This window comes from Polaromonas sp. P1_E1_2, from assembly GCF_056406035.1.
The window spans coordinates 1-16,332 of record NZ_JBFUAZ010000033.1 but is presented as its reverse complement, the minus strand read 5'-3'; the positions used below and the strand labels follow the sequence as shown (position 1 = coordinate 16,332).

General features: G+C 60.8%; 21 protein-coding genes and 1 pseudogene. 8 read left to right on the top strand and 14 right to left on the bottom strand.

Annotated features, from left to right (window positions below; all coding sequences use genetic code 11):
• Window positions 1–84: 84 nt before the first annotated feature.
• Genes AC1D1P_RS03650 through AC1D1P_RS03635 form a run of 4 tightly spaced genes read right to left on the bottom strand, consistent with a single transcriptional unit; the run spans window position 85 to window position 3,046 of the window.
• Window positions 85–651: a DUF2946 family protein gene (locus AC1D1P_RS03650; RefSeq protein ID WP_477668846.1), complete on the bottom strand. Its 567-nt coding sequence runs from the start codon at window positions 649–651 to the stop codon at window positions 85–87.
• Between the two features lie 57 nt (window positions 652–708).
• Window positions 709–1,749 carry a YheT family hydrolase gene (locus AC1D1P_RS03645; RefSeq protein WP_477672106.1) on the bottom strand — a complete coding sequence of 347 codons (1,041 nt, stop codon included), beginning with the start codon at window positions 1,747–1,749 and terminating at the stop codon, window positions 709–711.
• A gap of 10 nt (window positions 1,750–1,759) precedes the next feature.
• On the bottom strand, window positions 1,760–2,206 hold the full coding sequence (locus AC1D1P_RS03640) for a YybH family protein (protein ID WP_477668848.1): 447 nt from the start codon (window positions 2,204–2,206) through the stop codon (window positions 1,760–1,762).
• Between the two features lie 9 nt (window positions 2,207–2,215).
• Window positions 2,216–3,046 carry a hypothetical protein gene (locus AC1D1P_RS03635; RefSeq protein WP_477672105.1) on the bottom strand — a complete coding sequence of 277 codons (831 nt, stop codon included), beginning with the start codon at window positions 3,044–3,046 and terminating at the stop codon, window positions 2,216–2,218.
• Window positions 3,047–3,121: 75 nt separating this feature from the next.
• Between AC1D1P_RS03635 and AC1D1P_RS03630 the strand changes: the two genes are divergently transcribed.
• From AC1D1P_RS03630 to AC1D1P_RS03620, 3 genes are all read left to right on the top strand, one after another.
• Window positions 3,122–3,721, top strand: coding sequence for a LemA family protein (locus tag AC1D1P_RS03630; RefSeq protein ID WP_477668850.1), 600 nt, complete (start codon window positions 3,122–3,124; stop codon window positions 3,719–3,721).
• 66 nt (window positions 3,722–3,787) lie between these two features.
• Window positions 3,788–4,678 carry a TPM domain-containing protein gene (locus AC1D1P_RS03625; RefSeq protein WP_477672107.1) on the top strand — a complete coding sequence of 297 codons (891 nt, stop codon included), beginning with the start codon at window positions 3,788–3,790 and terminating at the stop codon, window positions 4,676–4,678.
• 4 nt (window positions 4,679–4,682) lie between these two features.
• Entirely contained in the window at window positions 4,683–5,225 is a 543-nt protein-coding gene (locus tag AC1D1P_RS03620; protein ID WP_477668851.1) for a TPM domain-containing protein, read from the top strand.
• Window positions 5,226–5,267: 42 nt separating this feature from the next.
• Here the strand turns inward: AC1D1P_RS03620 and AC1D1P_RS03615 are convergent, their stop codons facing one another.
• The 10 genes from AC1D1P_RS03615 to AC1D1P_RS03570 all read right to left on the bottom strand — a co-directional run bounded on the left by AC1D1P_RS03615 (window position 5,268) and on the right by AC1D1P_RS03570 (window position 13,297).
• Window positions 5,268–5,411: a hypothetical protein gene (locus AC1D1P_RS03615; protein ID WP_457281580.1), complete on the bottom strand. Its 144-nt coding sequence runs from the start codon at window positions 5,409–5,411 to the stop codon at window positions 5,268–5,270.
• 631 nt (window positions 5,412–6,042) lie between these two features.
• The gene (locus tag AC1D1P_RS03610; protein WP_477648282.1) at window positions 6,043–6,462 is read right to left on the bottom strand and encodes a F0F1 ATP synthase subunit epsilon; all 420 of its coding nucleotides are present in this window, start codon (window positions 6,460–6,462) and stop codon (window positions 6,043–6,045) included.
• Between the two features lie 40 nt (window positions 6,463–6,502).
• The gene (gene atpD, locus AC1D1P_RS03605) at window positions 6,503–7,906 is read right to left on the bottom strand and encodes a F0F1 ATP synthase subunit beta (protein ID WP_293400292.1); all 1,404 of its coding nucleotides are present in this window, start codon (window positions 7,904–7,906) and stop codon (window positions 6,503–6,505) included.
• 60 nt (window positions 7,907–7,966) lie between these two features.
• Window positions 7,967–8,833 carry a F0F1 ATP synthase subunit gamma gene (atpG, locus tag AC1D1P_RS03600; RefSeq protein ID WP_457281582.1) on the bottom strand — a complete coding sequence of 289 codons (867 nt, stop codon included), beginning with the start codon at window positions 8,831–8,833 and terminating at the stop codon, window positions 7,967–7,969.
• Window positions 8,834–8,896: 63 nt separating this feature from the next.
• Window positions 8,897–10,450, bottom strand: a complete 1,554-nt coding sequence (atpA, locus tag AC1D1P_RS03595) for a F0F1 ATP synthase subunit alpha (protein WP_457281583.1) — start codon at window positions 10,448–10,450, stop codon at window positions 8,897–8,899.
• A gap of 58 nt (window positions 10,451–10,508) precedes the next feature.
• On the bottom strand, window positions 10,509–11,039 hold the full coding sequence (locus tag AC1D1P_RS03590) for a F0F1 ATP synthase subunit delta (RefSeq protein ID WP_477668853.1): 531 nt from the start codon (window positions 11,037–11,039) through the stop codon (window positions 10,509–10,511).
• Between the two features lie 13 nt (window positions 11,040–11,052).
• Complete coding sequence (locus tag AC1D1P_RS03585; protein ID WP_457281585.1) at window positions 11,053–11,523, bottom strand: F0F1 ATP synthase subunit B; 471 nt, start codon at window positions 11,521–11,523, stop codon at window positions 11,053–11,055.
• Window positions 11,524–11,561: 38 nt separating this feature from the next.
• Window positions 11,562–11,810 (bottom strand): F0F1 ATP synthase subunit C, encoded by a 249-nt coding sequence (gene atpE / locus AC1D1P_RS03580; protein ID WP_293400282.1) that lies wholly within the window; start codon window positions 11,808–11,810, stop codon window positions 11,562–11,564.
• A gap of 85 nt (window positions 11,811–11,895) precedes the next feature.
• Window positions 11,896–12,747: a F0F1 ATP synthase subunit A gene (gene atpB, locus AC1D1P_RS03575; protein WP_457281586.1), complete on the bottom strand. Its 852-nt coding sequence runs from the start codon at window positions 12,745–12,747 to the stop codon at window positions 11,896–11,898.
• Between the two features lie 31 nt (window positions 12,748–12,778).
• The gene (locus tag AC1D1P_RS03570) at window positions 12,779–13,297 is read right to left on the bottom strand and encodes an ATP synthase subunit I (RefSeq protein WP_477668938.1); all 519 of its coding nucleotides are present in this window, start codon (window positions 13,295–13,297) and stop codon (window positions 12,779–12,781) included.
• A gap of 264 nt (window positions 13,298–13,561) precedes the next feature.
• Between AC1D1P_RS03570 and AC1D1P_RS03565 the strand changes: the two genes are divergently transcribed.
• The 5 genes and pseudogenes from AC1D1P_RS03565 to lipB form a co-directional block, all read left to right on the top strand.
• Window positions 13,562–14,008, top strand: a complete 447-nt coding sequence (locus AC1D1P_RS03565) for a DUF4149 domain-containing protein (protein ID WP_477672104.1) — start codon at window positions 13,562–13,564, stop codon at window positions 14,006–14,008.
• A 37-nt stretch (window positions 14,009–14,045) separates the two neighbouring features.
• On the top strand, window positions 14,046–14,591 hold the full coding sequence (locus AC1D1P_RS03560) for a DUF2062 domain-containing protein (RefSeq protein WP_477668855.1): 546 nt from the start codon (window positions 14,046–14,048) through the stop codon (window positions 14,589–14,591).
• Window positions 14,592–14,659: 68 nt separating this feature from the next.
• Window positions 14,660–15,525: pseudogene (locus tag AC1D1P_RS03555) on the top strand (aminotransferase class IV).
• A 14-nt stretch (window positions 15,526–15,539) separates the two neighbouring features.
• Window positions 15,540–15,857 carry an HP0495 family protein gene (locus AC1D1P_RS03550; protein ID WP_477668857.1) on the top strand — a complete coding sequence of 106 codons (318 nt, stop codon included), beginning with the start codon at window positions 15,540–15,542 and terminating at the stop codon, window positions 15,855–15,857.
• 24 nt (window positions 15,858–15,881) lie between these two features.
• A partial coding sequence (gene lipB / locus AC1D1P_RS03545; protein WP_477672103.1) for a lipoyl(octanoyl) transferase LipB occupies window positions 15,882–16,332 on the top strand: 451 nt, incomplete at its 3' end.

Below are 16,332 nucleotides of genomic sequence, written 5' to 3'. Positions count from 1 at the left end.
GTCAATGACCGGCTTTTTTAATGGAAATTTGATGTAAATTCAAAAGGAAATGGGCTGCAACCCAAGCAGAGCCAGCGCAAACAGCTACTTTTTTTGTAGCAGCTGAGGGCTTCGCACATAGCCGAACCGGCGCGACAAATCGCTGGCCAGGACTTCCTCGGGCACCCACAGGCCCTGCTCTATCGCGTCAGCCGCATGCGTCATGTCCTGGGTATGAACGAGGCCAAAACCCAGGTCGGTTTCCAGGTAGACCCTGCCGGATTCGTCCACGATGCAGCGCTGCGGCCGCGCCGTTTGGCCGGAATGGGCTGTGACCTCAAACATAGGTGCCGGGGCGACACGCCAGACCAGCGGCGTCACTTCGAGCTCCACATACACGCGCTGTGGCCCATTCTGGAAGAACCACTGGCCAGCAGCGTCGCTTTCATAATTCCGCTGAATGAAATCGATCAGCTTGTCGTGCTTGAGCAGCGAGCCCTTGCTGGCCGCATGGCGCGCGGCATCCAGGCCAGGCGCGCCACCAAAAGGTCCCGCGGCCTGGGCCCTCTCATCACGCATGTACCAATTGCCGCGTGCGTCCAGCCCCAGCCAGCCGTAGCAGTCGGGAACATTGGGCCATTTCGCAATGGCCTGCCTGACGATGTCATCCATGCCGCTATTTTGCGCTGCACACGGCAGGTGCGATGTGGGCAGGGTTATGGGTAAGCATCAAAGATGCGCAGCCAGGAAACCGGTGACCGCTTCCGGCATGGCACGCACATGACCAGGAAATGGCGGCGAAGGAAACCCGACATGGCCGCCCTGTGCCGGCTGCCAAAGCGTGACATGGCTGCCGGCGTCTGCGGTTTGCGGCAGGCTGCCGGCCGGCACAAAGGGATCGTTCAGCGCGTTCAGGGCCAGCGCCGGCACGGCAATGCTGCGCAAATGCGGCTTGGCAGAGGCACGCAGCCAGTAGTCATCCGCATCCTTGAACCCGTGGACAGGCGCGGTGAATACATTGTCGAAAGCGTACAAGTCGCGCGCGGCCAGCAATCGGTCGCGGTCAAAAAGACCTGGGTGCTGCTCCAGTTTTTTCAGCGCCTTCGGCACCATGGTTCTCAGGAACATGCGGGTGTAGACCTGCCGGTTGAATCCCCGACCTATGGCCCAGCCGCTGGCCGTCAGGTCCAGCGGCGAACAGACGGACGCAATACCGCTAACCACCTGGCGGGCCTCCGCGCCAAGCTCGCCGGCCCAGCGCATCAACGCATTGCCACCCAATGAAATGCCTACGGCAACGACCGGCCCGGAATGGGCCTGCGCAAAGCGCCGCAGTATCCAGTCTATCTCTGCAAAATCTCCTGAGTGATAAGCCCGCGGCGCTAGGTTCAATTCACCGGAACACCCCCGGAAGTGTGGAATGGCGCAGCCCCAGCCGCGCTCGCGAGCCACATCGGCAAGCGCTTCGGCGTAGTGGCTGGCAGATGACCCCTCAAGCCCATGAAACACCACCAGGAGTGGCACTTCCTTGCGCGATTCCTTGCGTCTCATCTCGATGGATTCGTTGCCCGTCGGGGAAGCTGCCGGAAGCCCCGACGAAGGCTCGTTTCCATCGAGCATCCAGTCAACGTCGACAAAGTCGCTATCGGGGGTATCCCAGCGCTCGCGGCGAAACACGGGCGGCGGGCCCAGGTAGCGGCGTGACCGCAGCGCAGCCCAGATGGTCTGCAAATTGCCGCCCGGCAGCCACCAGGGTGCTGCGTATTTCACCGCAGGCCCTTCAGTGCAGGACGGTCGGTGTTTCCGACACTTCCTGCATTTCTCGCGGCGTGCCGGGACTGGCATGGTGTGCCACCATGCGCCAGCCTTGCGCACCCTTGTGATACACATTGGTGGCAATCACGTAGGCATGCCGTGGCCCTTCATCGGTCAGCACCTCGATGCGTTCCAGCACGCTGTGCACGCAGGCGCTCATGGTCTCGACCTTTCGCACCTTGATGGCCTGGGCATTGATGGTGCCATTGGCAAACATGGCGTCAAAAGTGGCGCGTATGGCCGCCGGGCCCACCAGCCGGGCGCCACCCGGGTGCACACAGACGATGTCGTCGTCATCGCCCCAGCAGGCCATGAGCTTTTCGATGTCGCCGCTTTGCAGCGCGTCATAAAAAGCCGCCTCGATGTCATCGGCGTTGCCGCTGCTGGCGGGCGGGACTTTGGGTTTGGGCATGGGAAGGCGTCAGTCCGGCTTGGCGTTGGGTGGTGAATTCTGCTCGGGATTGAGCCTTGCAGCAAGCCACGAGCGTACGACACCTTGCATGCTGTTGTCTTGCGGCCCGATACGCCGGCCGTTTCCGCCGCTCTGGTTAGCCTGCCAAAGCACCTCAGGCGCGGCCACATGGGTACCCGGCGGCAAAACCTGCAGCGCTGCGTCGATAAACTCTGCCAGCTTGGCAGGACGCACCGGCTGCTCGGCTGCGGGAATCATGAACTTGAGGGTCGACAGCATCCACGACGCCGTCTTCTCGAAAAAATTGGCGCCCGCAATACCTTCGGTCTTGCGCGCCGAGCGCACCAACAACACGCGTTCAAAGCCCAGTGAAGCCACGGCTTGCTCATCGAGGTCGGCCAGTCCGCGCTTGAGGGCATCGGGTAAACGCCCCGAAGCGTGGGGCACCACCACAACCAGTGTCTGTGCGCCACAGCGTTTCAACCAGCGGGCCAGCACCGGCAGTTGTCCCGGCACGGGCGTCCACAGTGTGCGCTCACGCCCATAAAAAAGCCGTGGCGGCTCAAACATGACCAGGCCGGTATGAACAAGCTGAGGCCGCGCGGGCCATGCCTCGATTGCTGAAGCATCACCTGCCAGCACAATCCCCACGCCGGCCATACCGGTGGTCATGGTTTCAGTAGCCAGCACCTCGGTGTGCGCATAACGTCCGCGGCCCACAAGGCGGCGCAACACTTCATTGCCCARCACGCCGGTCGCGCCCGCAATCATCAGACGTGGTTTCGCGGCTGCCGCCGCCAAGGGGCGCAGGTTGGCCTGCAGAGCTTGGAATGCCTGCACGGACCCGGGGGAATGAGGCGTCATCGACATTCGACTATGTTAGTGTTGCGGCTTGCATTTTCGAAAGACATCGTCATGAAATCCCGCTTTTTAAACCTGTTCCTTGTCAGCATGCTGGGCCTGCTCCTCACGGGTTGCGGCTACAACGACTTTCAGCGCCTCGACGAGCAAACCAAATCGGCCTGGTCTGAAGTGCTGAACCAGTACCAGCGCCGTGCCGACCTGGTGCCCAACATTGTGGCCACGGTCAAGGGCGAAGCCGCTTTTGAACAGGACACCCTGACCAAGGTGATTGAAGCACGCGCCAAGGCCACCTCCATCCAGGTGACGCCGGAAACCCTGAACGATCCGGCAGCCTTCAAAAAATTCCAGGCAGCGCAAGGCGAATTGGGCAGTGCGCTGAGCCGCCTGATGGTGGTCAGTGAACGCTACCCCGACCTCAAGGCCAACCAGGGTTTTCGTGACCTGCGCGTGCAGCTGGAAGGCACCGAAAACCGCATCACGGTAGCACGCAATCGCTACATCCAGGCGGTCCAGGAATACAACGTGCTGACACGCAGTTTCCCAAGCAACCTGACGGCCATGGTCTTCAGCTACAACGTCAAGCCGAACTTCACCGTGGCCAATGAGGCACAGATTTCCGCACCGCCTGTGGTGGACTTCACGAAGAAATAAGTTTCTACAGGACTTGCTGTGCAGCAACTAGCGGGTTGGATATTGGGCCGTAGCCTCCTCCGCTGGATGGCGGGATTGTTGCTGGCCGTGTGGCTGCCCCTTGTGGCCTGGGCGCAAGGCGTCCAGCCGGTGCCGGCCCTCACGGCGCATGTCATGGACAGCACTGGTACGCTGGATGCCACGCAACGCGCCGCCCTGGAGGCCAAACTGGTTGCGTTTCAACAAAGCCGCGGCGCACAGGTGGTGGTGCTCGTCGTGCCCAGCACCCAGCCCGAAGACATCGCCGCTTATGCCCAGCGTGTGGGCGATGCCTGGAAAATTGGACGCAAAAGCGTGGGCGACGGGCTGCTGCTGGTCGTGGCCAAGAACGATCGTAAGGTCCGTATCGAAACCACCAAGGCGCTGGAAGGCGCCATTCCGGACCTCGCGGCGCGCCAGGTGATCGACACCGCCATCACCCCGCGCTTGAAACAGGGCGACTTTGCCGGCGGGCTGAATGCCGCGGCTGACCAGATCATGGCGCTGATCAGCGGCGAAAACCTCCCAGTGCCTGAGCAAAAAAGTGCTTCGGACATGGCTGACAGCGGCTTCGAGTGGACCGACCTCGCGGTGTTCCTGTTCTTTGCCGTGCCGATAGGCGGGCGCCTGGCCGCCGGCGTCTTGGGGCGCAAGCTGGGCTCCATCGCCACCGGCGGCGCCGTCGGCGTGCTGGCCTGGGTGTTCACCAGCAGCCTGATTGTGGCCGGCCTGGCGGCTGTGGCGGGTATGGTGTTTGCGCTGGTGGCCAGCCTCGGCGTCCTGGGCAGCGGCAGCCGCTCTTCGGGCGGCTGGACCACTGGCGGCTTTGGCGGCGGGAGCAGCGGAGGAAGCTGGGGCGGAGGCAGCAGCAGTGGCGGCGGATTCAGCAGTGGCGGTGGCGGTGATTTCGGCGGCGGCGGCGCATCAGGCGACTGGTAGGCACATGCTCAATAAACCCAAGACCATCCTCAAGCACCTCTGGCTGGATGCCTCCGACGCCCAGCGCGCAATTGCACCCGACATGCTCAACCGGCTGGCCAGCCGGGTGACGGCCAGCGAGCGGCGGCACAGCGGCGAAATACGGATATGCGTGGAGGCCTCGTTGCCCATGAGCTACCTGTGGCGGCTGGGCAAACACCAGTCCATCGGCCAGCTCACGCGCCAGCGCGCGGTCACGATGTTCGGGAAGCTGCGGGTATGGGACACCGAACACAACAACGGTGTGCTGATTTATTTGCTGCTGGCCGAGCACGCCATTGAAATCGTGGCGGACCGCGGCGTGGCGCGCCATGTGAATCAAGCACAGTGGCAGGCCACGGTGTCGCGCATGGCCCAGGCGTTCAGGGAGAACCGGTACGAGGACGGATTGACACAGGCACTGGAAGAAACCTCAGCGCTGCTGATGGCGCACTTTGCCATCGATGGTATGCAGGGCGACGCACCCAACAATCCCAACGAACTGCCCGACGCGCCCTGGCTGCAATAGCCGGTTCGCAGGTACCGCGGGCCTGGCGCCGATAACGCCGCGTCAGGGCGCCAGAACCACGACCAACACAAAGAGGGCGACTGCCGCGAGCACAACCCGCGTCAGCCAGGCTTTGCGCGCGCGCCTGGCCCGACGCTCCGGCGACGCTTCTTCTCCCCATATCAGGCTGTCTAAGAGACTGTCCATTTCGCACCTCGTTGCTGGCTTGAACCCATCACAACGATAAGGGAGCCGCCTGGGCCATGGCTGTCATTTAGCGTGTCCAGTTGTTACCTTGCCAGCTCAGGCCAGGCGATTTTTCCGGAATCGCTCCCTATTTGATAGCTGCTTACGCTCACCCTGTATGGGTTGGAGGCCTTTTTTTGCTTGAATAGCGGAAGCACGCCAGATTTCCGCATGACGCAATGAAACGTCGCGCCGCAGCCACTCATGGCGGCGGGCAGTTAGTCCATCAACGTCCACTTCTGCTCACTGCGCGCCGATTGCACCCTTCTCGATAAAGCGGACGCCGCGGTCTCCGTCCTCGACCCGCAGATAGCCGGCGTCCAGCGGATCAGCCGCTTGCCCGGCGGCACGCACGTGGACGTCGGCCGCCCTACGAGGTAGACATTCGCAAAGGGTTCATGAAGGACTCGGGTGGCCGGCCAGTTGGCCCGCTACGCAGAGGGAGCACAAAACAACCATCTTCGTCATTTTCAGGAATGACTGTGAGCGCTTCGCCAACGGCATGAACGGCCAAACTGATTCGAATTTCTCCAGATCGAAGCGCCCATAAAAAAACCGGCCATAGGGCCGGTTTTTTCTGAAGCGTGGAAGCTTACTTTTTCTGCCGATATTTGCGCAAAGCGGCAATCTGGGCGGCCATGACGGCGAGCTCGGACTGGGCCATGGCAATATCGATATCGCTTTTTGCGTTTTTCAACGCTTCTTCAGCAGCAGCCTTGGCTTCCATCGCCTTGGCTTCGTCCAGGTCTTTGCCGCGAATCGCGGTGTCGGACAGCACGGTGACACAGTTCGGTTGCACTTCGAGCAAGCCGCCGGCCACGAACACGAATTCTTCGCTGCCGTCAGCCTTCTCGATGCGCACGGCGCCCGGCTTGATGCGGGTGATCAGCGGGGTGTGGCGCGGGTAAATGCCCAGCTCGCCGGCCTCGCCGGGCAAGGCGACAAAGTGCGCTTCACCGGAGAAGATGGACTCTTCCGCGGAGACCACGTCGACGTGAATGGTGGTTGACATAAACGCTCCTTAATGGAAAAAAGTTGCAGGGCCTGAGCCCTTAGACCTTCTTCGCCTTCTCGAAAGCTTCGTCAATTGTGCCGACCATGTAGAAAGCCTGTTCCGGCAGGTGATCGCACTCGCCGGCCACAATCATCTTGAAGCCGCGAATGGTTTCAGCCAGGCTGACGTACTTGCCGGGAGAGCCGGTGAACACTTCAGCAACGTGGAAAGGCTGCGACAGGAAACGCTGGATCTTGCGGGCGCGGGCCACGGCCAGCTTGTCTTCAGGGGCCAGTTCGTCCATGCCCAGAATCGCAATGATGTCGCGCAGTTCCTTGTAGCGCTGCAGCGTGCCCTGCACGGCGCGCGCCGTGGCGTAGTGGTCTTCTCCCACAACGTTCGGGTCGAGCTGACGGCTGGTGGAGTCAAGTGGATCCACCGCAGGGTAGATACCCAGCGAAGCGATGTCACGCGAAAGCACCACGGTGGAATCCAGGTGGGCAAAGGTCGTGGCAGGCGATGGGTCGGTCAAGTCATCGGCAGGAACGTAAACGGCCTGGATGGAAGTGATGGAGCCAACCTTGGTGGAGGTAATGCGCTCTTGCAGGCGGCCCATTTCTTCGGCCAGCGTAGGCTGGTAGCCCACGGCGGAAGGCATACGGCCCAGCAACGCGGACACTTCGGTACCGGCCAGTGTGTAGCGGTAGATGTTGTCCACGAAGAACAGCACGTCGCGGCCTTCGTCACGGAAGGACTCGGCGATCGTCAGGCCGGTCAGCGCCACGCGCAGACGGTTTCCTGGGGGCTCGTTCATCTGGCCGTAGACCATGGCCACCTTGGATTCGCCGAGGTTCTCGAGGTTCACAACACCGGAGTCGGCCATCTCGTGGTAGAAGTCATTGCCTTCGCGGGTACGTTCACCCACACCGGCAAACACGGACAAACCCGAGTGCGCCTTGGCGATGTTGTTGATGAGTTCCATCATGTTCACGGTCTTGCCGACGCCGGCGCCGCCGAACAGGCCCACCTTGCCGCCCTTGGCGAACGGGCAAACCAGGTCGATCACCTTGATGCCGGTTTCCAGCAGTTCCTGCGATGGCGAGAGTTCGTCATAAGCAGGCGCCTTGCGGTGGATGGGGGCGGTCAGGGTCTGGTCGACCGGGCCGCGCTCGTCAATCGGCGCACCCAGCACGTCCATGATGCGGCCCAGCGTGGCTTTGCCCACGGGAACGGTGATGTTGGCGCCGGTGTTGTAAACCATGTTGCCGCGGCGCAGGCCGTCGGAGGTACCCAGCGCGATGGTGCGCACGATGCCGTCACCCAGCTGCTGCTGGACTTCCAGCGTCAGCGCGGAGCCTTCCATTTTCAGCGCGTCATAGATCTTGGGCATCTGGTCGCGCGCGAATTCCACGTCAACCACCGCACCAATACACTGAACAATCTTGCCTTGAGCTTGAGCCATGATTGAATCCTCTTTCGTTTCTTTAAATCTTTAAATCGGGTGTGGCGGCCTAAACCACGATCAGACCGCTGCAGCACCGGCAACGATTTCCGAAAGTTCTTTCGTGATCGCCGCTTGACGCGTTTTGTTGTAAACCAGCTTGAGTTCGCCGATCACGCTGCCGGCGTTGTCCGTTGCGGCCTTCATGGCCACCATGCGGGCAGACTGCTCGGACGCCATGTTCTCCGCAACCGCCTGATAGACCAGCGCTTCCACATAGCGGATCAGCAAGTCGTCGATGACGGTTTGCGCGTCAGGCTCGTAGATGTAATCCCAGCCGTGCTGGTCCTTGTCGGCCTGCAGGTGCGCTGCCGTCAAAGGCAACAACTGCTCGACCACCGGTTCCTGGCGCATGGTGTTGATGAACTTGGTGTAGCACAGGTACACCGAATTGATCTTGCCTTCGCTGTAGGCATCGAGCAGCACCTTGACGGGGCCGATCAGCTTTTCCAGGTGCGGCTTGTCGCCCAGCTGCGTCGCATGCGACACCACCTTGGCGCCCACACGGTTCAGAAAACCGAGGCCCTTGTTGCCGATGGCCACAGCCTTCGCATCATGGCCGGCGGCCTGCACTTCCTTGAGCTTTGAGGTCACGGCGCGCAGCACGTTGGTGTTCATGCCGCCGCACAAGCCCTTGTCGGTCGTCACCACGATGAACCCGGTGGCCTTGGCGTCGTTGGACTCCATGAACGCGTGGGTGTATTCGGGGTTGGCCTGACTCAGGTTGGCCGTGATGTTGCGGATCTTGTCGCTGTAAGGACGGGCAGCGCGCATCCGCTCCTGCGCCTTGCGCATCTTGGAGGCGGCCACCATCTCCATGGCCTTGGTGATCTTCTTGGTGTTTTCCACCGATTTGATCTTGCCGCGTATTTCCTTGCCTGCTGCCATATGGATTCCTAAGGGGTTCCTGAGGGTTGCTTAATTACTTGCTTGACGATGCGTCAGGCGAGATCAGGCAAACGACTTCTTGAACTCGGCCACAGCCGCGTTCAGTTCAGCCTCAGCATCCTTGTCCATGGCCTTGTTGGCTTCGAGCTTGGCCATCAAGGCCGCGTTCTTGTCCTTCAGGAAGGCGTGCAAGCCGTGTTCGAAAGCCAGGACCTTCTTGACTTCGATGTCGTCCATGAAGCCCTTGTTCACTGCGAACAGCGTAGCGGCCATGTTGGAAATGGACAAAGGCGAGTACTGGGCCTGCTTGAGCAGCTCGGTCACGCGGGCACCGCGGTCCAGCTGTTTGCGGGTGGCTTCGTCCAGGTCGGAAGCGAACTGCGCGAAGGCAGCCAGTTCACGGTACTGGGCCAGGTCGGTACGGATACCGCCGGACAGATTCTTGATCAGCTTGGTCTGGGCAGCACCGCCGACGCGGGACACCGAGATACCGGCGTTAATGGCGGGACGAATACCGGCATTGAACAGGCTGGTTTCCAGGAAGATCTGGCCGTCGGTGATCGAAATCACGTTGGTTGGCACGAAAGCGGACACGTCGCCGGCTTGCGTTTCAATGATCGGCAGTGCGGTCAGTGAACCGGTCTTGCCCTTGACGGCGCCCTTGGTGAAGTCTTCAACGTACTTCTCGTTCACGCGAGCTGCGCGCTCGAGCAGACGGCTGTGCAGATAGAACACGTCGCCGGGGTAGGCTTCGCGTCCTGGTGGACGGCGCAGCAGCAGCGAAACCTGGCGGTAAGCCACGGCTTGCTTGGACAAATCGTCATACACGATCAGCGCGTCTTCGCCGCGGTCGCGGAAGTATTCGCCCATGGTGCAGCCAGAGTAGGCGCTCACGTATTGCATGGCGGCGGATTCGGAAGCGGAAGCGGCCACGACGATGGTGTATTCCATTGCGCCGGCTTGTTCCAGCGAACGCACCACGTTCTTGATCGACGAAGCCTTCTGGCCGATCGCGACGTAGACGCAGGAAACGCCTTTGCCCTTCTGGTTGATGATGGCGTCGATGGCCACAGCGGTCTTGCCGGTCTGACGGTCGCCGATGATCAGTTCGCGCTGGCCGCGGCCGACGGGCACCATGGAGTCGATGGACTTCAGGCCGGTCTGCAGGGGCTGGTCAACGGATTTACGGGCGATCACGCCGGGCGCGACCTTTTCGATCACGTCGGTCAACTTGGCGTTGATCGGGCCCTTGCCGTCAATCGGCTGGCCCAGTGCGTTGACCACACGGCCAAGCAGCTCAGGACCCACAGGCACTTCCAGGATGCGGCCCGTGCACTTCACGGTGTCGCCTTCGGCGATGTGCTCGTACTCGCCCAGAATCACGGAGCCGACGGAGTCGCGCTCAAGATTCAGCGCCAGGCCGTAGGTCGGCGTGCCGTCGGCGGTTGCGGGAAATTCCAGCATTTCGCCCTGCATCACGTCGGATAGGCCATGGATACGGACGATACCGTCGGTCACAGACACTACGGTGCCCTGGTTGCGGACATCGGCACTGGCTGTCAAGCCTTCGATGCGGCTCTTGATCAGTTCAGAAATTTCTGCGGGATTGAGTTGCATGACTCTTTCCTTCTTTCTATGTTGTTGGCTAAAAACCGGGGCGCGCCTGAGCGCAAGCTCAGGAAATCAGCGCCACTTTCATTTGCTCTAAACGGGCTTTGACCGAGGTGTCCAACACCTCGTCACCCACCACGACACGTACGCCACCGATCAGCGCCGGCTCAAGCTCGACCGAAAGGTTGAGCTTGCGGCCAAACCGCTTTTCCAGCGTTGTTGCCAAATCGGCCAGCGCAGCGCCTTCCAGCGGAAATGCGCTGTAAACGGTGGCATCCGAAGAACCACTTTGCGCATTTTTCAGTGCGCGAAACTGTGCGGCGATTTCCGGCAGGACGCTGATGCGGCCGTTCTCGATCACGGTCCGCAAGAAGTTCCTGGCGGCTTCCGGCAGCTTCGTTTTGGCCACCCCGGAAACTACGTCAAACGTCTGGTTTACCGTCACGCTGGGGTTGCCCGCAAATTGCTGCAACTGCACGTTGGCGGCAATGGCGGCAAGCTCATCGAGCCAGACGGCGGTGCCGCCCAGGTCGGAACCGGATGCCTTGAACAACGCTTCAGCGTAGGGACGGGCAATGGTGGCTAGTTCGGCCATGTTTTACGCTCGCTTAAAGTTCGGTCTTCAGGCGACCCAGCAAGTCAGCATGCACACCGGCATTGACTTCCTTGCGCAGAATCTGCTCTGCACCCTTGACGGCCAGTGCGGCGACCTGCTCACGCAGGGTCTCGCGGGCCTTGACGGTTTGCTGCTCGGCCTCAACCTTGGCGGCGGCAATGATCTTGCTGCCCTCTTCGGTTGCGCGGGCTTTAGCCTCTTCAATCAGGGCCTGGGCGCGGCGCTCGGCTTCCGCCAGGCGCACTGCCGATTCGTTGCGCGATTTGGCCAGTTCTTCTTCCACGCGCTTGTTGGCAACGGAGAGTTCAGACTTGGCTTTATCGGCAGCGGCAAGGCCGTCGGCGATCTTCCGGGCGCGTTCGTCGAGCGCAGCTGCAATTGGTGGCCACACGAATTTCATCGTGAACAGCACCAGAATCGCAAACACGACGAGCTGCGCAAAGAATGTGGAGTTAATACTCACAGCGGCACCTCTGTAGGTTGTCTAGAAAGGCGTGCGATTTACTTCAACACAAACGGGTTGGCAAATGCGAACAGCATGGCAATACCCACGCCGATCAGGAAAGCAGCATCGATCAGACCGGCCAGCAGGAACATCTTGGTCTGCAGTTCGTTCATCAGCTCAGGCTGGCGTGCAGCGGCTTCGAGGTATTTGCTGCCCATGATGCCGATGCCGATACATGCGCCGACAGCGCCCAGGCCAATGATCAGGCCAGCGGCCAAAGCGACAAAACCGAGTACGTGTTCCATTTAATGCTCCTATGGATTTAACTAACTAACAAAAATAAAAAAGAAAGCGGAAACCAGAAAACCAGGGGAAACTGATTCGTGAGAATCAGTGATGGTCGTGGGCCTGCCCCACATAGACCAGCGTCAACATCATGAAAATAAACGCCTGCAGCGCAACGATCAGGATGTGGAAGATTGCCCAGCCCGTGCCCGCGAGCACATGGCCGATGAAGAGGAACACACCAGTCGCAGAGCCGAAGCCCACTGCACCCATCAGCGCGATCAGCATGAACAGCAGTTCGCCCGCGTACATGTTGCCGAAAAGCCGGAGGCCGTGAGATACGGTCTTGGCGGCGAATTCGATCATCTGCATCAAGAAGTTGACGGGATACAAAAACCATTTGTCGCCGAACGGGGCCGAGAACAGCTCATGCACCCAGCCGCCAAAACCCTTGATCTTGACGTTGTAGTACAGGCAAACCAGCAGCACGCCGCAGGACATGCCCAGCGTGGCCGAGAGGTCGGCCGTGGGAACCACGCGGAAGTTGTGAATGCTGTGATCGAGGCCGGTCACAGCAAAAATTGTGTGGAACAGGTCGACAGGCAGGAAGTCCATGGAGTTCATCAGGAAAATCCAGATGAATACGGTGAGCGCCAGTGGGCCGACGGCCTTGCGCGATTCGGCGTTTTTAACGATGCCCTTGGCCTGGCTGTCCACCATTTCGAGCAGGATTTCAACAGCCGCCTGCAGGCGACCGGGAACGCCGGCGTGCACGCTTTTGGCCACACGCCACATCACGAACATACCGATCACACCGAGGGTGATGGCCCAGAAAATCGTGTCGAAATTGACAACGGAAAAGTCGACGATGCCTGTCTGTTTGTGGTTTTGCAGATGGACCAGGTGGTGACCAATGTACTCACCAGCGGTCAAAGCGTTTCCGGAAGATTCAGCCATTTACGAACTCTTTTCAACTCTTGAAAATGGATTACGCCAACTTTTTCGGCCGGGACTGGAACCAAAGCACCAGCCAGACCACCTTCATTGTCACTACAAGGCCAACCAGCATTGCCGGCCAGCTCAAATCCGAAACCATTCGGGGAGCAGCGAACAACATCGCTACCGTCAGGCCAATCTTGACCATTTCCCACAAAAAAAATCCAGCCACCGCAGCGCCCGGATTCATTGAAGACATCTTGCTGGTCAGGCCGCGCGCAAACAACGCACCCGGGATGACCACCGCCAGCGCGCCATAAAGGGCGGACCAGCCTGCACTTTGCCTTCCGGTCAATCCCCAGGCGGCCAGCGCCACCACAAGACCCACCACACTTTGCCCCGCCAATACCACCCAAGGTGAAACCGAGGGGTCCGCTTCACGAAGCTTTTGGGCTTCTTCACGCGTCAAGGGCTTGAAACCCTCATCACCAGTCTCCATCTCTTCTGTGACACGCCGCCCTGTCACACCCGGATTTCCCGGGTTTGTCGCTGACTTTGCCGAATTTGCCATTTTGGTCGTCACAAATTACGGAAAAGTTACAGGGCAGTTATCAGCAAAGCCCTTGATTATACGTAGAAACCCCTGCGTATCCGACAAAACCCCCGGCTTGCATATGAATTAGGGGCGATTCGCATCATTTGGGTGCGGCTCGCAGCGGGTGGTTCACAATTGTCCGGCGACTACGGCGCGCCGACCCTCCTACGTAGTTGCACGTGATGCTCGACGATGGCCCAAGCCCCCGCATCCGTCACCTTCCACCCACCGAAAGATGCCATGCCCGCCCTGATGAAATTCCTGCACATTGCCGCCGCCATTGCCTGGCTGGGCGGGGTGGTCTTCATGCTGTTTGCCTTACGGCCTGCCGTCRCCGAACAGCTGGCGCCACCCCAACGCCTGCCGCTCATCGCAAAGGTCATGCAGCGATTTTTCGTCCTGGTCTGGGCCACCATCGGCGTCCTGCTGGTGACAGGCCTGGCGATGCTGCTGGCCGAGGGCATGAAAACCGCCCCCCTGGGCTGGCACCTGATGTTCGGCATCGGCCTCTTGATGTTCGCGCTGTTCGGACATCTGTATTTCGGCCCTTTCCGGCGCTTGAAGCTCGCTGTCAGCGCGTCCGACTGGCCCGAGGGCRGTCGCCGCGTCGGGCAGATCGCCACTCTGGCCATGGTCAACCTGGTGCTGGGCGCGCTGGCGATAGCCGCCGTCATCTTTATTGCCTGATGCCGGAGCGAGCCTGCCATCTTGATCACCGCCTGCCATGAGCGCCCCTAAAAAGAAGGCGCCGCAACACCGGCACTGGACGGACCGGCTGAAAGCATCCGTGCCGACACGTGAAGCCCTGGTTGCGAACCGGTGGCTCAAGCCGGTGGCCCACCGGCTGCTGGAACCGCAGCTGTGGCGGCTGCAGCACGAGGCCGTGGCGCGCGGTGTGGCCATCGGCATATTCTGGGCATTTGCCCTGCCATTTGCGCAAACCGTGGCGGCCGCAGCCCACAGCGTCTGGTGGCGCGCCAATATTCCGGTGGCCGCCGGCATCACCTTCATTACCAACCCTTTCACCGTCGGATTCTGGCTCTGGCTGGCCTATCAGGTGGGCGATCTGCTGCTGGACGCGCCGCCGCCCATCCGCATCTCGGAAGGCTCAGGCATCGTGGCGTGGGCAGCCTCCTTCGGCGGGCCTGCCATCCTGGGCATGGGCATCTTTGCCGTGCTGGGCTCGATTACCGGCTACCTGCTGGTCAAGCTGGGCTGGCGCGTTCGCATCTGGTTCAAACGCCGCCGCCGGCAAACCGCCAGACGTTAGACAATCGGGTGCAGACCGTCCGGCAGTAGCCGTCTCGACACAGTTTCATTTCCTTTTCAAACCGATCCATGACAACGCTTCCCGCCAACGCCCTTCCCGACACCCCCTGCTACCTCAACGGCGAATTCACCCCGCTCAAAGACGCCAAGATCAGCGTGATGGACCGCGGTTTCATCTTCGGCGACGGTATTTATGAAGTGGTGCCGGCGTATGCAGGCAAGCCGTTTCGCTTCGAGCAGCACATGGCGCGGCTGGAAGCGCCGAGTGGCTGGAAATTGCTCTTAAATTAATAGCTGCCTGCGCACAATCCACGGTCGCCTCAGCCGAAAAAGGCAATCAACTGGTGTACATCCAGATCACCCGCGGTGTGGCCATGCGCGACCACCCCATGCTGCCKGGCCTGACGCCCACCGTGTTCGTGATGTGCAATCCGATGAAGCTGCCCAGCGACCAGGCACGCGAAAACGGCGTGGCCTGCGTCACCGCCGACGACTTCCGCTGGGAAAAAGCCCACATCAAAAGCACCAGCCTGCTGGGCGCGGTGTTTTCACGCCAGATCAGCGTGGACGCTGGCGCGGTCGAGACCGTGATGTTCCGCGGCGACTACCTGAGCGAAGCCGCTTCCAGCAACGTCTGGATCGTCAAGGACGGCAAAGTCATGGGGCCGCCCAGGGACAACCTGGTGCTCGAAGGCATCCGCTTTGGCCTGATCGAAGAGATGTGCCGCGCGGCGGGCATTCCTTTTGAGCTGCGCCGCATCACCCGCGCCGAAGTGCTGGCAGCAGACGAGCTGCTGCTCTCRTCCGCCACCAAGGAGGTTCTGCCCATCACCCTGCTGGACGGCCAGCCGGTCGGCCACGGAGTGGAAAAAGGCAAACCTGGCCCCATTTATGCAAAGCTGTACGCCCAATACCAGCGTGCCAAAGCGGCCTGAAAGGACCCATTGCCATGACGACTTCCCCCAACATCCCCAAAATCATCGGTGTTCCCAGCACGGAGCCCTCGCGCCAGGAATCGCTGATCGAGTACCCCTCGCAGTTCCCGATCAAGGTGATGGGTGAGAAGGTCGATGGCATGGTCGCGGCCATCACGTCCATCGCACACCAGTTCGACCCGGCCTTCGACGCCTCCACCATCGAGCTGCGTGAAAGCAAGGGCGGCAAATACCTGGGCGTCACCATCACCGTCACAGCCACCAGCCGCGAGCAGCTCGACGAGCTTTACCGCACGCTGTCGACGCACCCGATGGTCAAGGTAGTCCTGTAAACAATATCCGGGCAGACGCCGAACATGCAGGCTGAAACGCGCAACCTGGGCAAGGTCGACTACCTGCCCACCTATGAAGCCATGCAAGCCTTCACGGCGGCGCGCAACCCCGGTTTTTCAAGCGAAAATGGGCTGCAGCCTAATCGGGGCCTGCCCGACCAGCTATGGATTTGTGAGCATCCACCGGTCTACACCCAAGGCCTCGCGGGCAAGAGCGACCATGTTTTGAACCCCGGCAGCATCCCGGTGGTGCAGACCAACCGCGGCGGCCAGGTGACTTACCACGGCCCCGGCCAGGTGGTGGCCTACCCGCTCATCGATTTGAAGCGTGCCGGCTATTACGTCAAGGAATACGTCTACCGCATYGAAGAATCCGTCATCAAGACCCTGGCGCACTTCGGCGTGACCGGGCACCGGGTGGCCGGCTCGCCCGGCATTTATGTGCGGCTGGACGACCCCACCTCACATGCCGCCC